Source organism: Nocardioides marinquilinus (genome assembly GCF_039543705.1).
Classification (GTDB): Bacteria; Actinomycetota; Actinomycetes; order Propionibacteriales; family Nocardioidaceae; genus Nocardioides; species Nocardioides marinquilinus.
In genome coordinates this window covers 509,040-528,331 of sequence record NZ_BAABKG010000002.1, presented here as the reverse complement: position 1 = coordinate 528,331, position 19,292 = coordinate 509,040, and the positions used below count along the sequence as shown (strand labels likewise).

20 protein-coding genes are annotated in these 19,292 nt (G+C 73.4%); 5 read left to right on the top strand and 15 right to left on the bottom strand.

Annotated features, from left to right (window positions below):
• Positions 1-16: 16 nt before the first annotated feature.
• Positions 17-1,384: a hypothetical protein gene (locus tag ABEA04_RS08530; protein ID WP_345456964.1), complete on the top strand. Its 1,368-nt coding sequence runs from the start codon at positions 17-19 to the stop codon at positions 1,382-1,384.
• A 5-nt stretch (positions 1,385-1,389) separates the two neighbouring features.
• Here the strand turns inward: ABEA04_RS08530 and ABEA04_RS08525 are convergent, their stop codons facing one another.
• Together ABEA04_RS08525 and ABEA04_RS08520 are read right to left on the bottom strand one after the other, a co-directional pair.
• Positions 1,390-1,632, bottom strand: a complete 243-nt coding sequence (locus tag ABEA04_RS08525) for a helix-turn-helix domain-containing protein (protein ID WP_345456962.1) — start codon at positions 1,630-1,632, stop codon at positions 1,390-1,392.
• Positions 1,629-2,291, bottom strand: coding sequence for a DUF2975 domain-containing protein (locus ABEA04_RS08520; protein WP_345456959.1), 663 nt, complete (start codon positions 2,289-2,291; stop codon positions 1,629-1,631). Before ABEA04_RS08520 ends, ABEA04_RS08525 begins: the two co-directional genes overlap by 4 nt.
• 114 nt (positions 2,292-2,405) lie before the next feature.
• On the opposite strand from ABEA04_RS08520, the gene ABEA04_RS08515 reads away from it, so the two are divergent.
• Complete coding sequence (locus ABEA04_RS08515; RefSeq protein ID WP_345456956.1) at positions 2,406-3,413, top strand: glycoside hydrolase family 6 protein; 1,008 nt, start codon at positions 2,406-2,408, stop codon at positions 3,411-3,413.
• An 82-nt stretch (positions 3,414-3,495) separates the two neighbouring features.
• A complete protein-coding gene (locus ABEA04_RS08510) occupies positions 3,496-4,590 on the top strand; it encodes a winged helix-turn-helix transcriptional regulator (protein WP_345456953.1) in 1,095 nt (364 codons plus the stop codon).
• Positions 4,591-4,963: 373 nt separating this feature from the next.
• On the opposite strand, the gene ABEA04_RS08505 is transcribed toward ABEA04_RS08510, so the two are convergent.
• From ABEA04_RS08505 to rplM, 9 genes are all read right to left on the bottom strand, one after another.
• On the bottom strand, positions 4,964-5,704 hold the full coding sequence (locus ABEA04_RS08505; protein WP_345456951.1) for a hypothetical protein: 741 nt from the start codon (positions 5,702-5,704) through the stop codon (positions 4,964-4,966).
• Positions 5,701-7,200 (bottom strand): glycosyltransferase family 2 protein, encoded by a 1,500-nt coding sequence (locus ABEA04_RS08500; protein ID WP_345456948.1) that lies wholly within the window; start codon positions 7,198-7,200, stop codon positions 5,701-5,703. The genes ABEA04_RS08505 and ABEA04_RS08500 overlap by 4 nt, the downstream gene beginning before the upstream one ends.
• Positions 7,197-8,507 (bottom strand): MSCRAMM family protein, encoded by a 1,311-nt coding sequence (locus ABEA04_RS08495; RefSeq protein WP_345456945.1) that lies wholly within the window; start codon positions 8,505-8,507, stop codon positions 7,197-7,199. Before ABEA04_RS08495 ends, ABEA04_RS08500 begins: the two co-directional genes overlap by 4 nt.
• A 186-nt stretch (positions 8,508-8,693) precedes the next feature.
• A complete protein-coding gene (locus ABEA04_RS08490; RefSeq protein WP_345456942.1) occupies positions 8,694-9,665 on the bottom strand; it encodes an ATP-binding protein in 972 nt (323 codons plus the stop codon).
• A 69-nt stretch (positions 9,666-9,734) separates the two neighbouring features.
• Positions 9,735-10,730: a GNAT family N-acetyltransferase gene (locus tag ABEA04_RS08485; protein WP_345456939.1), complete on the bottom strand. Its 996-nt coding sequence runs from the start codon at positions 10,728-10,730 to the stop codon at positions 9,735-9,737.
• Between the two features lie 4 nt (positions 10,731-10,734).
• Positions 10,735-11,394, bottom strand: a complete 660-nt coding sequence (locus ABEA04_RS08480) for an FKBP-type peptidyl-prolyl cis-trans isomerase (protein WP_345456936.1) — start codon at positions 11,392-11,394, stop codon at positions 10,735-10,737.
• The gene (glmM, locus tag ABEA04_RS08475) at positions 11,391-12,770 is read right to left on the bottom strand and encodes a phosphoglucosamine mutase (RefSeq protein WP_345456933.1); all 1,380 of its coding nucleotides are present in this window, start codon (positions 12,768-12,770) and stop codon (positions 11,391-11,393) included. Before glmM ends, ABEA04_RS08480 begins: the two co-directional genes overlap by 4 nt.
• Before the next feature lie 10 nt (positions 12,771-12,780).
• Positions 12,781-13,284 carry a 30S ribosomal protein S9 gene (rpsI, locus tag ABEA04_RS08470; protein WP_345456930.1) on the bottom strand — a complete coding sequence of 168 codons (504 nt, stop codon included), beginning with the start codon at positions 13,282-13,284 and terminating at the stop codon, positions 12,781-12,783.
• Between the two features lie 17 nt (positions 13,285-13,301).
• The gene (gene rplM, locus ABEA04_RS08465; RefSeq protein WP_345456927.1) at positions 13,302-13,745 is read right to left on the bottom strand and encodes a 50S ribosomal protein L13; all 444 of its coding nucleotides are present in this window, start codon (positions 13,743-13,745) and stop codon (positions 13,302-13,304) included.
• Positions 13,746-14,059: 314 nt separating this feature from the next.
• On the opposite strand from rplM, the gene ABEA04_RS08460 reads away from it, so the two are divergent.
• A complete protein-coding gene (locus ABEA04_RS08460; protein WP_345456924.1) occupies positions 14,060-15,349 on the top strand; it encodes a citrate synthase in 1,290 nt (429 codons plus the stop codon).
• A 92-nt stretch (positions 15,350-15,441) separates the two neighbouring features.
• Here the strand turns inward: ABEA04_RS08460 and ABEA04_RS08455 are convergent, their stop codons facing one another.
• Positions 15,442-16,302: an alpha/beta fold hydrolase gene (locus ABEA04_RS08455; protein WP_345456921.1), complete on the bottom strand. Its 861-nt coding sequence runs from the start codon at positions 16,300-16,302 to the stop codon at positions 15,442-15,444.
• The gene (locus ABEA04_RS08450; protein ID WP_345456918.1) at positions 16,299-16,790 is read right to left on the bottom strand and encodes an EVE domain-containing protein; all 492 of its coding nucleotides are present in this window, start codon (positions 16,788-16,790) and stop codon (positions 16,299-16,301) included. The genes ABEA04_RS08455 and ABEA04_RS08450 overlap by 4 nt, the downstream gene beginning before the upstream one ends.
• A 57-nt stretch (positions 16,791-16,847) precedes the next feature.
• Here ABEA04_RS08450 and ABEA04_RS08445 point away from each other — a divergent pair, with 57 nt between their 5' ends.
• Positions 16,848-18,056 carry an FAD-dependent oxidoreductase gene (locus tag ABEA04_RS08445; protein ID WP_345456915.1) on the top strand — a complete coding sequence of 403 codons (1,209 nt, stop codon included), beginning with the start codon at positions 16,848-16,850 and terminating at the stop codon, positions 18,054-18,056.
• On the opposite strand, the gene ABEA04_RS08440 is transcribed toward ABEA04_RS08445, so the two are convergent.
• Entirely contained in the window at positions 18,053-18,229 is a 177-nt protein-coding gene (locus tag ABEA04_RS08440; protein WP_345456912.1) for a hypothetical protein, read from the bottom strand. The two genes, ABEA04_RS08445 and ABEA04_RS08440, sit on opposite strands and share 4 nt — an antisense overlap.
• Positions 18,226-19,227 (bottom strand): YihY/virulence factor BrkB family protein, encoded by a 1,002-nt coding sequence (locus ABEA04_RS08435; RefSeq protein WP_345456909.1) that lies wholly within the window; start codon positions 19,225-19,227, stop codon positions 18,226-18,228. The genes ABEA04_RS08440 and ABEA04_RS08435 overlap by 4 nt, the downstream gene beginning before the upstream one ends.
• Between the last annotated feature and the right edge of the window lie 65 nt (positions 19,228-19,292).

Genomic DNA, 19,292 nt, shown 5'->3' with positions numbered 1-19,292 from the left:
TGGGTAGGACGTCGGCGTGACCGTCCCGCAGACCCGTCCACCGGGGGTCGACCCGCACCAGGGGTACTGGCGCGAGTACCGCGTCGGGCCGGTGACCGAGGCGGCGTACGCCGTCGGGAGCACCCTGGTCGCCGCCGCCGTCGGCCTCACCGCCGGCTTCGCCGCGATCCTGCTGATCGCCCTGCTCGGCGAGCAGGGGCTGGTGCCGGAGGCCTCGAGCATCGACCTGGTGGCGCGGTCGGCCATGGGCTGGCTGGTCGCCTTCGCCTACCTCTGTGCGGTCGCGGTGCCGGTGGCGCTCTCGGTGCGGGCCGTGGGGGTCTCGCGGTCGCTGGTGCGGGCCGCGGACGACGGCGCCGAGCCGCTCGCCGCGCCCCACCCGGCGCAGGTCGAGCAGGTCGTGCTGCCGCCACACCTGGCGCTGCTGGTCGTGCTCGGCGGCCACGTCGCCCTCGGCCTGCTCGCGATGGTCGCGGCCGTGGTCGACGACGAGCCGAGGATCCTCCGGGTCTGCGTGGGCGTCGTCCTCGTCTCGGCCGCGCTGGCGGCCTGGCTGCTGCTGGTGTCGCGACCGGCCCACCGTCGGCGGCAGCGCCGCGTCGCCGAGCACTGGAGCGCGCACGCCGAGCAGAGCGCGTGGGGCGCCGCCCGCAAGGCGGTCCGCGCCGCCGGAGAGCGGCCGCGCACCGTCCTGCGCGGCACCGAGGACCCGCAGGTCCGTCGGGGCTGGCTCCTGGTCGCCGCGGGGGCGGTCGTGGGGTGCCTCGGGTGCACCCTGCTCGAGCTCTTCCTGTTCGTGCAGTACCCCGGCTCGGTGGCGCGGCCCGGCGGCCGGCTGCAGGACCGCGGCGACTTCTCCGACGGCGCGCAGGCGGTGCTCGACGGGGCGCTGTGGGTCGCGGTGACGCTCGGGCTGGCCGGCATCCTGCTCGCGGCGGCCGGCGGGCTGCTCCTGTTCCGGGCCCGGGCGACCGAGCGCGCCGAGCTGTCCCGCGCGCTCGACGACGTCACCGCCACCCGCCCGGACGACGCGCTGCTGCAGCGTCACGGCGAGCGCCGGCCGTCCGACCTCGGCCAGGTGGCCGCCGCGCTCGGCAGCTTCGTGCTGGTGCCGGCCCTCGCGGTGCTGCAGCTGGCCACCGGCGACGACGCCGACCACCGCGAGCTCTTCGCCGGCCTGCAGGACGCCGCGACCGCCGGCGTCGTCCTCGGGGCCGTGCTGCTGTTCGTCGGGCTCGTCGCGAACGCCGTCGCCGGCGTCCGGGGCCACGCCCTGCGCGACCGGCTGCAGCGGCGCTGGCCGACCCTCCCCCGCCCGCCGGAGGACCGGAAGAACCCCCGCCACGCACCCCGCACGAAGCCGACGCTGCGCCGCGGTCTCTGACCGGTTCAGCCGCCCCCGTCGTCGACGGAGATCACGTCGCCGGGCTGACAGCCGAGCACCCGGCAGATGGCGGTCAGGGTGTTGAAGCGCACGGCCCGCGCCCGGCCGTTCTTCAGGATCGACAGGTTGACGACGCTGAGCCCGATGGCGTCGGCCAGCTCGGTGAGGGTCATGCCGCGCGCCTCGAGCAGCTCGTCGAGGTGGACGACGACGGCGTGGTCGGCGTCCGCGGGAGGGCGCGCGCTCATACGGTGTGGTCGACGTCGTCCTGCAGCTCGGCGGCGTGGTCGAGCACGCGCGCCACGGTGACCACGCCGGCGGCCACCAGCAGCAGCACCCAGGGCACGCCGACGAGCACGAGGAGGTCGGGCAGGTCGACCGACACGTCCGTCGGCGCCACCACCACCCACGTCCCCGCCACGGTGACCAGCGGGCCGAGGACGACGAAGGCGAGCAGCACGTGCCCGAGCCGGCGGATCTCACCCACGGTGGCCGGCACGAACAGGCCGTCGCGCCGTGCGGTGCGCACCACCCGCCGCAGGAGGAAGATCGCGACGGCGAACTCCAGGAAGCCGATGGATCCGACCACGACGCCCGCGCCCGCCTGCCACCCGTTCGGGTCGTCGAGACAGACCTCGACGTTCTCGGGCTCGTAGGTCGCGACGCCGTCGCTGAACCCGAGCTCGGACTGCGACGCCCCCTCGGCCCGGAGGTCGTGGCGCTCGTTCTCGCCCACGACGGCGCAGGTCGGGCCCGGGCCGACGGTCGCGTCGGGGTCGAAGGCGGCAGCCACGCTCAGCACGACCTGGAGCACCAGCAGCGTCGCGCAGAGCGTGAGGACGAGGCTGATCACCGTCTCGACCGGCGCGAGCGGGTCACGACGGGGGGTGGTCTGCGGCTGGCTCATGGTCGCCTCCATAGCGTTTCTCGTTGTTAACGAGAAACGTTATGCCATGAGGTGGGTTCTGTCACTCCCCCCGGAATGCCCCCGCGACGCGCGGCGCGAGGGACAATTCGGGACGTGTTCTCCCTCCCCGTCCGGCGACTGACCGTGGTCGCCTCAGCCGTGCTCGCGGCAGGCCTGCTCGCCGGGTGCGGCGGCGACTCCGACGACGACCAGGCCGGGTCGGCCAACCCGTTCGCCGAGAAGGCGCAGTTCGACGAGGCCACCCCGCGGCTCGAGGCGGCCGCCAAGCAGGCGACGGCCGACGGCGACCAGGCCACGGCCGACCTCCTGACGCGCCTCGACGAGGTGCCGACCGGCATCTGGCTGACCCCCGAGCGCTACCCCACCGGCAGCGTCGGGCCCTTCGTCAGCGGCGTCGTCCAGCGCGCCGCGGGGCAGACGGTGCCGCTGTTCGTCGTCTACGGCATCCCCGACCGCGACTGCTCGGGCGCCTTCTCCGCCGGCGGCCTGACCCCCGAGACCTACCTGCCCTGGGTGCAGGAGATCGCCGCGGCGGCCGGCGACCAGAGCGCGGTGGTCGTCGAGCCCGACGCCCTGCCCGGCGTCCTGGCCTGCGACACCGGCGGCGAGGAGGCCGACCAGGTGCGCCTCGACGTGATGAAGGGCGCGGTGGGCGCGTTCGCCGACGCCGGCACCACCACCTACGTCGACGCCGGGCACTCCGACTGGATCGAGCCGGAGCAGATGGCGCCGCTGCTGCAGCAGGTCGGGGTGGACGGCGTCCGCGGCTTCTCGACCAATGTCGCCAACTACCAGCCGCAGGCCAACGAGATCAGCTTCGCCCGCCGGCTGAGCGACCTCCTCGGCGGCGCGCACTACGTCATCGACACCGGCCGCAACGGCGACCCCGACGGCACCACCACGCCGGTGAGCGACTGGTGCAACCCGTCCGGCCGGGCGCTGGGCACCGAGCCCGGCTTCGTCGACGACGGGACGCCGCTCGACGCCGTCCTCTGGATCAAGCCGCCCGCCGAGAGCGACGGCACCTGCCACGGTGGCCCCACGGCGGGCGAGGTGTGGATCGACCGGGCCCTCGCCCTCGCCGAGGCCGCCGGCTGGTGACGTCTCGGCCCGATCGGGTGAGCCCGGTCACCGGGTGGGCCGTACCGACCCCGGCCGGGCCGTCAGTCGGTACCCTGACGCGGTGTCGTCGCCCCTGATCGCCGTCATCGCCGAGGACGACCCCGACGTCCGCGACCTGATCCGCATGGTGCTGGAGCAGTCCGGCTTCCAGATCGTGCTCGCCGACGACGGCGTCTCCGCCATCGACGCCGTGCGCGACTACGAGCCGATGCTCACCACGCTCGACGTCAACATGCCCGGGATCGACGGCTTCGCGGTGGCCAAGCGGCTGCGCGAGTTCAGCCAGACCTACCTGATCATGATCACCTCGCTCACCCAGGAGGTCGACATCATCCGGGGGTTCGAGGCCGGCGCCGACGACTACCTCGTCAAGCCGTTCCGCCCGCGCGAGCTGCGCGCCCGCGCCGACTCGATGCTGCGCCGCGCGCGCTACACCGACCAGAGCCTCTCCGAGGCCGGCGGCCGCGCGCCGCTCGCCTCGAACAAGCCGGCCGAGCCGGAGTCGTGGGTGCTCGCCGCGGCCCGCGAGTTCCGCGACGAGATCGCCCCGCAGCCCTACACCAAGCCGCTCGAGACCCCGCCCGCCGTCTCCCGCACGCCCAGTGCCTACGCCGGACGACGCGTCGCGCCCCACGAGTCGCCCCAGCCGGCGCAGCCGGCCGAGCCCGCCCAGCCCGCGGCCCAGCCCGCGCAGCCGGCGGCCCAGCCCGCCCAGCCGGCCGCTCCCGCGGCCCAGCCCGCCGCGCAGCCCGAGCACCACCCGGTGCCGCAGCCGCCTCCGGCGCCCGCGACCGCCCCGGCCGAGAACACCCAGGTCGACGTGCAGGGCAACCTGATCCGCTACGGCGCCCTGACCGTCGACACCGTCACCGGCGGCACGTCGCTGTCGGGCAGCCCGGTGCAGCTGACCCCGCCCGAGACCGAGATCCTGCTCTCCCTGCTCCGCACCGGCCGCCGCGTGCGCAGCAAGGCCGACCTGGTGCTCGCCGTCCGCGGCCAGACCTACGTGACCTCCTACTTCGTCAACGAGGCCGACAAGCGCGCGGTCGACGGCCACGTCACCAGCCTCAAGCGCAAGCTCGGCGACGACGGCGCCGTCCCCCGCTGGATCGAGACCGTCAAGGGAGTCGGCTACCGCCTCGTCCCCCTCACCTGACGTCGCGGGATCCCGCCCCTCACGACGGTCGAGGTGCGAGGACCACCGACGATGGTCGAGGTGCGAGGAGCCTGGCGACGAGCCTCGAGACCCCCGGGCCCTCCACGCGAACCCTTCGACGAGCTCAGGGCCCGTGTGGCCGGGTCCCCGTCGACGGCAGGAGGCCTCGCACCTCGACCACCGTGGGGGCCACCTCCGGGGGTCGAGCAGCGAGGAACGAGCGTCGTCGAGACCACCGGCCCTTCGACGAGCTCAGGGTCCGTGCGGCCGGGTACCCGTGGACGGCGAGGGGTCTCGGGGCTCGGCCGCCGTCGGACGCAGACGCGCCCACGGACCCTGAGCCTGTCGAAGGGCCCGGGTCCGTGGGGTCGGGTCAGTTGGCGTTGACGGGGATCTTCGCGGCCTGGGTGGGCTCGTCGGACTCGAAGATCGCGATCGGCACGACCTGCTTCACCTTGCGCTCGATGTAGTCACCGGAGCCGGCCTCGGTCTCGATGTTGACGACCGCGGTGAAGGTCAGCTCGATGCCGCGGGTGTCGTCGGAGACCGAGCCGATGGCCTGGTTGCGCAGCTCGAAGGCGCCCTTCGGCGAGGTGATGAGCATGCCGTACTTCGTGGTCAGCGGCTCGGGGTCGAAGGTGACCTCGGAGGCCACGGCCTTGAGCTTGTAGGGCCGCTGGGTCTTGCCACCGTCGACGGTGATGGTGCTCGAGGTGACCTTGATGGTGTCGAGGTAGACCAGCCGCTTGGACTCGAACGGCGCGCGCAGCTTCTTCGACAGGTCGTAGGCCTGGAAGGTGAAGGAGAAGAACTTGTCGCCCTTCGGGTACCACTCGTTCGTGCGCGGCGTCGCCTTCGTCGGGTACAGCGTGTAGACGAAGTCGACGTCCTTCGCGCCCTTGACGGAGATGTGGGACTGGAAGGTGCCGTCCCGGGTGAACTGCGAGTCGATCTGGGTCTCCTCGCTGACGTCGGCGCTCGTGGGCGACGACGGCGCCGGGCTCTCGGGCTCCTCCTCGTCGCCCTGGATGAGCGAGCAGCCCGACAGCGACACCACGCACAGGGCGACGATGGCGGCCAGCGCGGCCCGAGCCGGGCGGACGCCGCGCCTCACGCCTTGAACCCGCGGGTACGGCGCATCACCTTGAGGAACATCCACGCAGTCTGCAGCACGGTCACGACACCCAGGATGGGCCATCCGACCGCCAGGATGTCGGAGCGCAGCGCGATCGGCAGCTGCAGCCACACGGCGGTGGCGGCGGCGAGGAAGACGAAGAGCACCACGAACGGGTAGAGCCACGCGATGCCCTTGCCGCGCTCGGCCTTGGCCTGGGCGGCCCAGTTGTCGGTGTGCTGGTGGCTGAAGAACTTCGTCCACGCCCGCACGAAGTGGCCCATGCGTAGCCACATGTAGAACTCGGCGGGCCACAGCAGGAACGCGAAGAGGTGGTCTCGTCGTCCGGCGAAGGCCATGGACGCGGAGACCTTGAGGTTCAGCAGGATCGCGATCGCCGGCGGGATGAGCCACCAGGCCTGGAAGACGAACGCGCTGATCGACAGCGAGCCGAGCAGCAGCAGCAGGAACATGAAGCGGGTCACGATGTTGATGACCATCGAGATGTGCTCGAACCAGCGCAGCCGCAGGTTGGGGTGGAACGGTTGGCCGCGGGTGTCGCCGCGCTGGCCGGGCCACATCAGGTCGATGGCGCCGAAGTTCCACTTGACCTGCTGGGCGTCGAGGCTGCGCAGGGTGGTCATGCCGCCGACGTGGGCGCGGGCGGTCGCGCTGATCTTGGTCAGGTAGCCGGCGCTCTTGATCTGCAGCGAGAGCAGGGAGTCCTCGACCTCGGAGTCGTTGACCCACGGGGTGCGCTGGTGGCTGTCCTTGAGGACGGCGCGCAGCGCGGCGGTCGAGAAGATCGAGAACTGGCCGCCGAGCACGGCCATGTTGCGGCCGCGCAGCAGGTTCTGCATGTTGAACGCCGAGAACTGGGCGCGCTGGCCGGCGATGAGGAACTTCGCGATCGGGCCGTCGAGGGCGCTGTCGTCGATGGAGTAGATGGCCGAGATGCCGCCGATGCGGTCGTCGCTGGAGATCTCGTTGACCAGGGCCTCGACGGCGTCCGGCTCGGGCGTGGTGTCGCCGTCGACGCCGAGCAGGTAGTCCATGTGCTCGACCAGGCCGTAGCCGTAGTTGAGCGCACCGACCTTCTTGTCGGGGTTCTTGCCGATGTCGTGGACGTAGATCGTCGTGTGCTGGTCACCGGTGGCGGTCTGCCGCGTGTGCGGGCCGGCGTAGTGGCTGGCGATCTCGACGGAGTCGTCGGAGGTGTTGTTGATGATGACGTGGATGACGTCGGGCAGACGCGTCTGCATGAGCAGCGAGTCGAGGACGCCGCCGATCGTCTCGGCCTCGTTGTAGGCCGGGATGATCGCGCCCACGGTGGCCCGCTGCGTCGGGATGGCCGCGACCTCGTCGAGGTACTGGCTGGCGTAGGCGGCCAGCGACGGGTCGGGCGAGAGGACGTAGCCGGCCTGGGCGGCCTGCACGGCCTGCGAGCTCTCGGGGCCCCCGACCTCGGTCATCGGGCGGGTCTCGTCGGTGGTCATGCGGCGCTCCTGGCGGAGGTCGGGGTGCGGCGGCACTGAGGGCCGTCCTGCTGGGCGTCGGGCAGGTGGGGCATTGCGAGGCTGCCGATCTCCGTCTGGCGGCCGTTGCGCACGGTGATCGGAGCGCGACTGGCCTTGCCGTACTTGCAGTAGCTGGTGCCCTGCCCGAGGTAGGGGTTGCCGACGGGCGGACCGGCGACGATGCGTGCCCCGGCCTGGGCGCCGAGGGCGCCGTCGATGGTGAAGCGACCGCTGTCACGCGACGTGGCGAAGCCGATCACCGAGCCGTTGCGGTCGAGCAGCCGCACCTCGGCGCCGCCGAGCCCGACGTTGGGGTGACGGCCGTCGACCAGGCGTCCGGTGACCCACCCGGCGCGCTTGGTCAGGCGCACGCTGCCGAAGGCGGCGCGGCCGGGGCGCACCTGCGAGCCGACCCGCACGGTGGTGCCGAGGTAGTTGCCGAGGTTGGGCACCACGACCGTGTAGCGGCCGGGGGCCAGGCCACGGAAGGTGACGCTGCCGTTGCCGGCGCGGGCGGTCCAGAACTGGCCGGTGGCCTTGCTGACCGCGGTGAGGAAGGCCTTGCCGCGCCACGACGACTCGCCGGTGTAGAGGTCGAGGATGAGGGTGCCGGCCTTGGTGGTGAGGTTGATCTTCACCGGGGTGTAGGTGCCGAGCTTGAGCTTCGGCGCGTAGGTGCTCTTGCCGACCCAGGTGCTGCTGCGGTCGTAGGTGAAGACCGAGTAGGTGCCGGCGGGCAGCCCGCCGAGGGCGAAGTTGCCCTGCTTGTCGGCGCTGGTCTCCCACGAGCGCTCGGAGGTGTTGGCGGCCACGATGCGGGCACCGGGGGCGACCTTGCCGCCGGCCTTGGCGACGCCGCCGATCGAGGCGCCGACGCGCATCTTGACCGAGCGGGCGGTGGTGCGACCGGCGCGGACGGTGACCGTGGCGTCGGCCGGCGCGTACTTCTTGGTGTCGTAGGCGGGCCGCTGGTCGGTGAACTGCAGGTGGTAGGTGCCCGGGGGCAGCGTCAGCGAGTAGCCGCCGGCGTAGACCTTCTTGGCACCGAGGTAGGTCCAGTCGGCGCGGAACCACGCCATCTTGACCTTCGGCGCACCCGGCTGCGGGCCGCGGATCTCGCCGCGGACGCGACCGACGGCTCCCCCCTGCCTCGCGACGGACGGCGTCGACGAGGCAGCGTGCTCTCCGACCGGGGCCGCGACGGACGACGTCGCGGTCGAGACGGTGGTGAGCAGGAGCGCGAGGGCGGCCAGGACGGCGAGCACGACCTTGCGAGCGTGGTTCATGAGCTGGTTCCTCAGCGCTGGGTGGGGGGAGACGTCAGGACGGCCACGAGCCGGGTCATCTCCCGGTCATCGATCGACCTGACATCACTATGAGTATCGCCCTTGAAGATGCGTTCTTGACCAGTTCAGGGATTCCGCAAGAAATCCCTCAGGGCGCGCATCCGCACGAGGGTGACGCGAGGTGCCTCAGGCCAGGTCGAAGACGAACCAGACGGTGGTGCCGACGGCGTCCGGCTCGGAGCCCCAGCGGGCCGCCAGCGCCTCGACCAGCTGCAGGCCGCGACCGTGCACCCGCAGCGGGTCGTCGGCGGAGCCGTGGCCCTCGCGCACCGGGTCGGGCCGCTCGCCGTGGTGACTGCCCTGGTCGCGCACCGCGACCGTGAGGACGCCCTCGTCGAGGGCCATCCGCAGCTCGGACGCCGCCCCGGTGTGGACGACGGCGTTGGTCACGATCTCGGACAGGCACAGCACGACGGTGTCGACGACGTCGTCGTCGACCTCCCACTCCCCCAGGTGCCGGCGCACGAAGCGGCGGGCCTCGCCCACCGCGCGGGGGTGGCCGTCGACGACCGCGTCGGCCACCAGGGCGCCGTCGGGTGCGACGGTCGCGGCCAGGCCGCCGTCGTCGCGCGGCGCCCGCAGCTGGGCGACCCGCAGCGCGTCGGCGAGCGCGACGGCGTGACGGCTGATCCGCCGCTGCAGGTCGGCCGGGTCGACCGGTCCGGCGGCGCCGGGCGGGTCCTCGGCGAAGGCGAGCAGCCCCCCGAGCACCTGGCCGTGCAGCGCGAGCGGGACGGCGACCAGCGCGCGGGTCTCGGTCTGCATCTGCTTCTCGACGTAGCCGGGGAACAGCGGGTGCAGGTCGGGCAGCATGCCGGCCACGTTCTCGCCGGTGCGGGCTACGAGGGTCAGCGGCACGTCGTCGTAGGCGTCGATGTGGCACCAGTCGATCGGGTCGTCGGGCCCAGCCGGGTCGGCCGGGTCGATCGAGGTGCGGTCGGAGGCCGTGAAGCGCAGCCGGCGCCCACCGCCCTCGACCAGCGCGAGCCCGGCGCGGGCGACCTCGGGCTCGTCGGAGACCTGCCGCAGAGCGCCCGCGACGACGGCGTCGACGGTGGGCGCGCGTCGTCCGGCGCCCCGTCCCGCCTCTCCGGCCACGGCGCCACGGTAGTGCAGATCGGGCGATCGGGCCCCGGCTCGTCGTCGCGGCGCGGGGAGGGCCGCGGGCTAGAGCCGGCGGGCGAGCTCGAGGCCGCGGGCGACGACGCGGAAGCCGAGCCGGTCGTTGATGGCGTTCATGGCCGCGTTGACGTCGGCGTTGCCGGTGGCGATCCAGGCGGTGCCGGGGAGCCGGTCGAGCAGCGCACGGTGGTTGGCGAGCTTGAGCGCCAGCCCGAGACGGTGACCGCGGTAACCCGGCTCGACGATGGTGGCGCCCTGGTAGGCGTGGCCCGCGTCGGCGCCGTCGCAGACGATCTCGGTGAGGGCGACCACCTCGTCGTCGGCGGCGAGGGCCAGCGAGACGAGCTCGAGCCGGCCGGCCCGGCGGTTGCGCTCGTCGCGGGCGCGCAGCCGGGCGAGGTCCCACGTCTCGGCCGCGCGCTCCACCTCACCGCTCGGTGCCAGCTCGTAGAAGCGGTTCGACAGCGCGCAGTAGCCCGCGGCGAGGTGGTCGGGCAGCGGCCCCCACGCCGTCACGACGCGGTAGTCGACGTGGTGCGGCGCCGTCTCGGCCGCCAGCGCCTCCCACTGCCCCTGCGTGGCGTGCAGGTCGGCGACCTTGAAGGCGTCGACCAGGTCGACCTCGAACCCGTGCCGGCGGGCGAACAGCGCGCCGGGGCCCTCGGCGTCCAGCGGCGCGAGCACCTCGGAGGTCAGCGTGGTGCGGCCGTGCTCGCGCGCCCACGTCACGAGCCCGTCGAGGACGGCGGACCCGATGCCGGCCCGGCGCCGGTCGGGGACGACGGCCACCTCGGCGCGGGCGAGGTCGGTGTTGTCGGCGGTCGACCCCGCGGCGGAGCCGGCACCGACCATCGCCTGGCCGTCCCAGGCCGCGAGGTGGACCTCGACGCTCTGGGGCCGGCCCTCGCGCAGGAACACCCGGGCCGCCTCCCACGGCGGGTAGGGGTGGTAGGGCTGGTCGGCGACCGCGTCACGGTTGACCCGCCAGAACGCGCGGGCCTGGGCGTCGTCGTCCGGGTCGAGCGGACGGACCTCGATCACCGCGTCAGGAGGCGTCGAGGACGTCGATCACGAAGTAGAGGGTCGAGTCGGCCGGGATGACCGGCGGCGAGCCGGCGGCCCCGTAGCCCAGGTCGGGCGGGATCATCATGATGATCCGGCTGCCGACCGGCGTGCCGGGGATGCCCTCGTCCCAGCCCTGGATCAGCTGGCCGACGCCGATCGGGAAGGTGGCGGGCTCGCCGCGGCTGTAGCTGTCGTCGAACTGGGCGTCGCCCTGGTAGACCGCGCCGAAGTAGTCGACGGTCAGCGTCTGCCCGGCCTCGACCGGCGGACCGTCGCCCTCGGTGATCGTGGCCACCTCGAGCTCGCCGGTCGGCTCGGGGGTGTCGGTGAAGTCGAGCGCGGTGACGTCGCCCTCGGCGTCGGTCACGACCTCGGGCGCCCACGCGGGCAGCTCGCCCCCCGCCTCGGACCCCTCCTCGCTCGGCGACTCGGCCGGCGCGTCGCTGCTCGCGGCGTCGCTGCTCGCGGGGTCGCTGCTCGGCGCGGCGTCGCTGCTCTCGCTGCTCTCGCTGCTCTGGCTGCCGGTGTCGTCGTTCGCGTTCTCGTCACCGTCGCTCTCGTTGCCGCAGGCGGCGAGGGTGAGGGCGAGCAGGCCGGCGGCGGTGGCCGCAGCGAGGCGCTGCGGCAGGGGGCGGGTCACGATTCCTCCGAGGGGGTCGATGGTCCGAGCTGGGCACGCACGACGCCGGCGAGTCGCTCGGCGACGTCGCGGGCGGTCTGGGGGGTCGCGGCCTCGACCATCACGCGCACCAGGGGCTCGGTGCCCGAGGGGCGCAGCAGCACGCGGCCGGTCTCGCCGAGCGCCGCCTGCTCGTCGGCGACGGCGGCGGCGAGGGTCTCGTCGGTGGCGCAGCGGGCGACGTCGACGTCGGGCACGTTGACCAGCACCTGCGGCAGCCGCTCGACCACCGAGGCGAGGTCGCGCAGCGAGCGCCCGGTGGTGACCATGCGCTGGATGACGTGCAGCGCGGTGAGCAGGCCGTCGCCGGTGGTGGCGTGGTCGCGCAGGATGACGTGGCCCGACTGCTCGCCACCGAGGTTGTAGCCGCCGGAGCGCATCGCCTCGAGCACGTAGCGGTCGCCCACGGCGGTCTGCATCACCTTCACGCCTGCGGCGGTCATCGCCTGCAGCAGCCCGAGGTTGCTCATCACCGTGGCGACGAGGGTGTCGTCGACCAGCCGGCCGCGCTCGTGCAGGTCGAGGGCGAGGATGCCCATCAGCTGGTCGCCGTCGACCACCGCGCCGGTGGCGTCGACGGCCAGGCAGCGGTCGGCGTCGCCGTCGAGGGCGAAGCCGGCGTGGGCGCCGCGGTCGACCACGGCGCGCTGCAGGCGGGCGAGGTCGGTGGAGCCGTAGCCGTCATTGATGTTGAGCCCGTCAGGCTCGGCGCCGATGGCGACGACCTCGACGCCGGCGTCGGCGAGGGCACGCGGTCCGACCACGCTGGCGGCGCCGTGCGCGCAGTCGAGGACGACGCGCACCCCGGCGAGCGGGCGCTCCTCGGGCGCGTCGAGCGTGCGCACCAGGTGCGCGGCGTACTCGTCGACCGTGGGGGCGTAGGGACGCACGCGACCGACGTCCGCACCCGTGGGCCGGCTCCAGTCCTGGTCGAGCACAGCCTCGATGCGGCGCTCGACCTCGTCGTCCAGCTTCACGCCGCCGTGGGCGAGGAACTTGATGCCGTTGTCGGGCATCGCGTTGTGCGAGGCGCTGATGACGACGCCGACGTCGGCGCCGAGGGCGTCGGTGAAGTAGGCGACGCCGGGGGTCGGCAGCACCCGCAGCCGGAGCACGTCGACGCCGGCGCCGGCGAGGCCGGCGACGACGGCGTGCTCGAGGAACTGGCCCGAGATGCGGGTGTCACGGCCGACGACCGCGAGCGGTCGCTGGCCGGAGAACGTGCCCTGGTCGACCAGGACGCGCGCCGCGGCTGCGCCGAGGTCGAGCGCGAGCTCGGCGGTCAACCTGCCGTTCGCGAGACCCCGGACGCCGTCGGTGCCGAAGATGCGCGGCACGCCGGCGGGATCAGCGCTTGCTGAACTGCGGGGCCTTGCGAGCCTTCTTGAGGCCGGCCTTCTTGCGCTCGATGACGCGGGCGTCACGCGTGAGCAGCCCGGCCTTCTTCAGCGTGGGGCGGTTGGCCTCGAGGTCGACGTCGTTGAGGCAGCGGGCCACACCGAGGCGCAGCGCGCCGGCCTGGCCGGTGATGCCGCCGCCGTGGATGCGGGCGATGACGTCGAAGCGACCCTCGAGGTGCAGCGCCGCGAACGGCTCGTTGACGACCTGCTGGTGCAGCTTGTTCGGGAAGTAGGAGTCGAGGGTGCGGCCGTTGACCCGCCACTCGCCGGTGCCCGGGACGATCCGGACGCGCGCCACGGCCTCCTTGCGCCGGCCGGTGGCCTGCGCGGGGGCGATGGTGGCCGGACGGGAGGCGGACTCACCGGGCGCGCCAGCGCTCTCGGAGGTGTAGGCCACGCCCTGCTCGTCGGTCTGGAAGGTCTCCTCGACCTCGGTGCTGGTCTCGCTCACGATGTCCTCTGCCTCTACTACTGGGCGATCTGGGTGATCTCGAACGGCACGGCCTGCTGAGCGGCGTGCGGGTGCTCGGGGCCGGCGTACACCTTGAGCTTGGTGAGCTGCGCGCGGCTGAGCTTGTTCTTGGGGAGCATGCCCCACACGGCGTTCTCGACGACCTTGCGCGCGTCCTTGGCGAGCAGGTCGCCGATCGCGGTCTCGGTCAGGCCGCCGGGGTAGCCGGAGTGGCGGTAGACCTTCTTGGTCTGCGCCTTGTTGCCGGCCAGCGCCACCTTCTCGGCGTTGACGACGATGACGAAGTCACCGGTGTCCATGTGCGGGGCGTAGGTCGGCTTGTGCTTGCCCCGCAGGAGCGTCGCGCACTCGACCGCCAGACGGCCGAGGACGACGTCCTCGGCGTCGATGACGTGCCACTGGCGCTGGAGGTCAGCGGGCTTCGGGCTGAACGTACGCACGGTGATAGAGCCTCTTCGTCGACTGGTTGCTGGTCGGGGCCGGTGACCCCGATGCACGCACGGACACCACAGGTCCGGCGGGACCGCACGAGTCTAGGCGCGGGTCTTCGGGAGGGTCAAAACCCGGGGAGGGTGGGGGGCCGAGGCACGAGGACCGCCACCACCGACCGAGGTCGAACAAGCCCGCGGGCGAGGAACAACGAGCCCGCGGGCGAGGAACGAGGCCGCGGCGGCGTGTCGAGACCACGCGAGTTGTCTCGACAACGCCAGGCCGGGGGTGCGGTGCTCCGTACCCGCCCACTAAGTTGGCACGCGTGACCGACTCTCTCACCGTCCGCGACAACCGCACCGGGCAGGAGTACGACGTCCCGATCACCGACGGCGCCATCAAGGCCGCCGACATCGGGAAGATCAAGGCCGACGACGACAACCCGGGGCTGGCCGTCTACGACCCCGGCTTCGTCAACACGGCGTCCTGCCGCTCGTCGGTGACCTACATCGACGGCGAGGCCGGCGTCCTGGAGTACCGCGGCTACCCCATCGAGCAGCTCGCCGAGGGATCGAACTTCCTCGAGGTCGCCTACCTGCTCGTGCACGGGTCGCTGCCGTCGAAGGCCGAGTACGACGCGTGGGTGCACGACATCACCTACCACACGTTCGTCCACGAGAACATCAAGAGCTTCATGGAGGGCTTCCGCTACGACGCCCACCCCATGGGCATGCTGATGGCCTCGGTGGGTGCGCTGTCGACGTTCTACCCCGACGCCACCAACCTCAAGGACGCCGACAACCGCCACCTGCAGATCGTGCGGATGATCGCCAAGATGCCGACGCTCGGCGCCTGGTCGTTCCGCAACGCGCAGGGCAAGCCGTTCGTCTATCCCGACAACGAGCTCGGCTACACCGCGAACTTCCTCTCGATGCTGTTCAAGATGAGCGAGCGCGACTACATCGCCGACGAGCGCCTCGTCCGCGCCCTCGACGTGCTGTTCATCCTCCACGCCGACCACGAGCAGAACTGCTCCACCAACGCCGTGCGCTCGGTGGGCTCCTCGCAGGTCGACCCCTACTCGGCGGTCGCGGCCGGCGTCGCGGCGCTCTACGGCCCGCTGCACGGCGGCGCCAACGAGGCGGTGCTGAAGTCGCTCAAGCGCATCGGGTCGAAGGAGAACATCCCCGACTTCATCAAGGGCGTGAAGGACGGCAACGAGCGCCTCATGGGCTTCGGCCACCGCGTCTACAAGAACTACGACCCGCGGGCGCGCATCATCAAGCAGGCCGCGATGGACGTCTTCGAGGTCACCGGCACCAACCCGCTCCTCGACATCGCGCTCGAGCTGGAGAAGATCGCGCTCGAGGACGACTACTTCGTCAGCCGCAAGCTCTACCCGAACGTCGACTTCTACTCCGGCCTGATCTACGAGGCCTTCCAGTTCCCGCCCGAGATGTTCACGGTGCTCTTCGCCATCGGCCGCACGCCGGGCTGGCTCGCGCAGTGGCTCGAGCTGGTGCAGGACAAGGAGCAGAAGATCGCGCGCCCCAAGCAGATCTACACCGGCGAGCGCACCCGCGACTTCACGCCGGCGTCCGAGCGCTGGGCCTGAGCCTGCTGCTGACTCGCTGACCGACGAGCCCCGCCCGGATTCGGGCGGGGCTCGCTGGCTTCCCGGGTGCACGAACCGTGCGATCGCTCGGATCAGGTCGCGGTGTGGGCCAGCACGGCCGGGACCACGACGTCCCAGGTGGCGCGCGGCGGCACCTGGTGGCCCATGCCCTCGACGACGAGCAGCTGGGCGCCGGTGACCGCGGCGGCCAGCGCCTCGCCGTGCGGCAGCGGGAACATCGGGTCGTCGCTGCCGTGGACGACGAGCACCGGCACGGCGAGGTCGTGGACGTCGAGCGGGGGCGCGCCGCCGTCGCGCTCGACGGCGATCCAGTGGTTGCCCGCGGCGGCGACGTCGTGGCTGCGGTCGAACGTGGCGCCGGCGCCCGCGCGGACGTCGTCCTCGTCGACACCCAGGGCGCCCGCCCAGGTGCGCTCGGCGTCGAGCACCCAGGCGACGTAGGCGTCGCGGTCGGCCCAGTCGGGGTCGGGCGGCGGGTCGGTGAAGGTCGCCGCCACGCGCGGCTCGGGGCCGGGGAGGTCGTCGTCCACGCCGCCCGCGGCGCTGGTGGCGACCAGCACGAGCGAGGCGACCAGCTCGGGACGGCGCAGCGCGAGGCTCTGCGCGATTCCGCCGCCCATCGAGGCCCCGACCACGTGGGCGGGCGCGAGACCGAGCGCCTCGACCAGCCGCGCCGTGTCGAGGGTGAGGACGTCGCCGTCGTAGTCGGGCTCGCCGACCGGGCCGGTGGTGGAGCGTCCGGTGTCGCGGTGGTCGAAGCGGACGACGTACCGGCCGCCCGCGGCGAGGCGCTCGCACCAGGCGAGCGGCCACCAGTCCATCGACGTCGCCGCACCCGAGACCAGCACCACCGGCGGGTCGGCGGGCTCGCCGAAGGTCTGCACGCACAGCTCGACGCCGTCGTCCACCGGGACCAGTCGCTGCTCGCTCACCCCGAGGACGACCCGATGATCCCCGCGGACTCATCGGTGAGGCGGGCGGCGTCGCGCAGGGCGCCGGCCACGGCGGCGAAGTCGCCGGCGGGCACCTCGAACATGCCACGCCGGAACGGCAGGCCCCACCGCTGCTCGTCGTCGACGAAGCCGAGCAGCGGCAGCAGGGGGCGCACCGGCACCTCGGCGACGTCGGTCTCGAAGTCGACCCGGCGGCGCCAGTGGTGCACGCCGGGACGGGTCTCGAACCGGTAGGGCTCGTCGTCGGCGACGACGCCGATCGCGGTGAAGCGCTGCAGCACCCGGCCCTCGTGCAGGGCGGTGCGGGCGGAGTAGAAGGCGATGCCGTCGCCTCGACCGAGCCGCCGCAGCCGGGTGTCGCGACCGTGGTCGGCCTGAGTGAAGCCGCCGGCGACGCCGAGCCGCACGTGGTCGCGGCTGATGGTGTTGATCCAGAACCGCGGGCGGGCGGGGTCGGCGTCGGGCACGGCCCGAGCCAAGCAGCGACCACCGACAGCGCGCGAGGGGCAGGCAGGATGGCGACCGTGAGGGTCGGCATCGTGGGGTTGGGGACGGCGGGCACCACCCTGGCCTGCCTGATCGCCGACGCGGGCCACGACGTCACCGTCGTCGAGCAGGCGGCCGACCCCCGGCCGGTCGGCGCCGGGCTGTGGCTGCAGGCCCTCGGCCAGCAGGTGCTCGACCGCCTTGACCTGCTCGCGCCGCTGCGGACCCGCTCCCAGCCGGTGGCGCACGTCGAGATCGTGGCCGCGCCGAGTGGACGACGTCCGGCCCGCACGCTGCTCGACCTCGCCTACGACGCCCTGCCCGGCGCGACGCCGGCGCTCGGGGTGCACCGGGGCGACCTGTTCGCGCTGCTGCACGACGCCGTGCGCCGGCGCGGCGTGCCGGTGCGGCTCGGCGTCGCGGTGACCGGGGTGCGGCCGACGCCGTCCGGCATCGCGGTCGAGACGGCGTCCGGCGACCTCGACGTCTTCGACCTCGTCGTGGGCGGCGACGGCGGCCGCTCGCGCGTGCGGGCCTCGATGGGCGTGACCGCGCGCGACCGTCCCTACGCCTACGGGGCGCTCTGGGCCATCGTCGACGACGTCGAGGAGACCGCCGGCGGCACGCTCTACCAGTGCGTCGGCGGCACGCGGGAGTACCTCGGGGTGCTGCCCACCGGGCGCGGCCGGGCCTCGCTGTTCTGGTCGGTGCGGCACGCGGACGCCGCCGGCGTCGTCACGCGCGGGCTGTCGGCCTGGCGCGAGCGGGCGGCGCGGTTCGCCGGCCCGCACGCGGCGCTGCTCGACCGCGTCGAGGCGCTGCTGCCCGCCGCCTACCGCGACGTCGTCGTCCGCACGCCCTACCGGTTGGCGGGCCCGCGCGACGAGCACGCGGCGGTGCTGGTCGGCGACAGCGCCCACGCGATGAGCCCGCAGCTCGGCACCGGCACGTCGCTGGCGCTGGCCGACGCGTGGTCGCTGGCGCACGCGCTCGGCCACCACCCCACCCTGGCCGGGGCGCTCGCGGCCTACCGCCGCGACCGCGCCGCCCACCTGCGCTGGTACCAGTGGGCGACCCGGCTGATGATGCCGGTCTTCCAGAGCGACCTGACGCCGCTCGCCGTGCCCCGCGACGCCCTCGCCCCGCTCACGGGGCGGGTGCCCGGCGTCCCGCCGCTGCTCGTGGGCGTGCTGTGCGGTGACCGCACCTCGCCCTGGACGACCTGGCGGCTGCCCGAGGCTCGCTAGCCGACCAGCTCGAGCAGGCCGAAGAGCACCATCGCGGCACCGATGACGATGACCACGACGCCCGAGACGAGGTTGTTGGCGGTGTCGAGCCGCGAGCGCTGGCGCGCCTGCGCGCGGCGCAGCAGGAACAGCCCGAGCAGGGCCACGAGGACGCCGACGACGAGGACGATCACGACCCCATCCCACCCGAGACGGAGCGGGTGTTGCTGACGGCGCGCTGGTGGGGGCGGCCGGGGTCGGGCTCGGCCGGGTCGGGCTCGTCGGCCCGCAGCGCCTCGAGCTGAGCGCACACCGCCACGCCGTAGAAGAACGAGACCGCCGACATCAGGCTCCACACCAGGAGCGCCACGATGCCGGCCAGCGGGCCGTAGGTGCTGTCGAAGGAGCCGCTGACCTTCACGTAGAGCGACAGCCCGGCGGCCGCGAGCACGCTCAGGGTGACCGAGACCGCCGCGCCGAGCGCGAGCCACGACAGGGCCGGCTGCCGCCGCCGCGGCGAGTGGTCGAGCAGGACGGCGATCGCGGTGACCAGCAGCACCAGACCGGCCGGCCAGCGCAGCACCTCCCAGGTGCGGTGGGTGCCCGACGTCCAGCCGTACTCGGCGACCATCGCGTCGCCGAAGGCGCCACCGGCGACCAGCAGCGCGAAGCCGACGCCCACCGGGACGGCGAGGATCGCGGTCAGCACCGCCGAGCGGCCGTACTTGTAGACCGCCTTGCGGTCGCGCCGGATGCCGTAGATGCGGTTGCTGCCGCGCTCGACCTGCGCCATCGCGGTGGTCATCGAGACCAGCGCGAGCAGCAGGCCGAGCACGAGCGCGACCTCGCCGGTGCGCTCGGAACCGCCGCTGACGGCACCGGTGAGGGCGTCCTCGGTGCCGCCGCCGGGCGCGACCGCGGCCACGGTGCGCGCCACCACGCTCGCCCACCGGCGGTCGTCGATGTCGGCCGAGAGCCCAGTGACCGCGACCAGGAACGGGACGACGGCCAAGCAGGTCTGCAGCGCCAGCGCGCGGCTGTTGGTGAAGCCGTCGCCGAAGCGGAAGCGCACGAACGCCCCGACCGCGATCGAGCGCAGCCCGTGCTTGCGGGCGAGGTGCCAGGCGTCCTCGGCGTCGAGCTCGTCGCCGTCCATCTCGACGGTGACGGGCACGAGCCGCGCGGTGGTCACGGGCGCATCATGTCGTGCCGCCGGGTGCCCTCGCGTGGAGGGCCGGTGGTCTCGAGGCTCGTCGC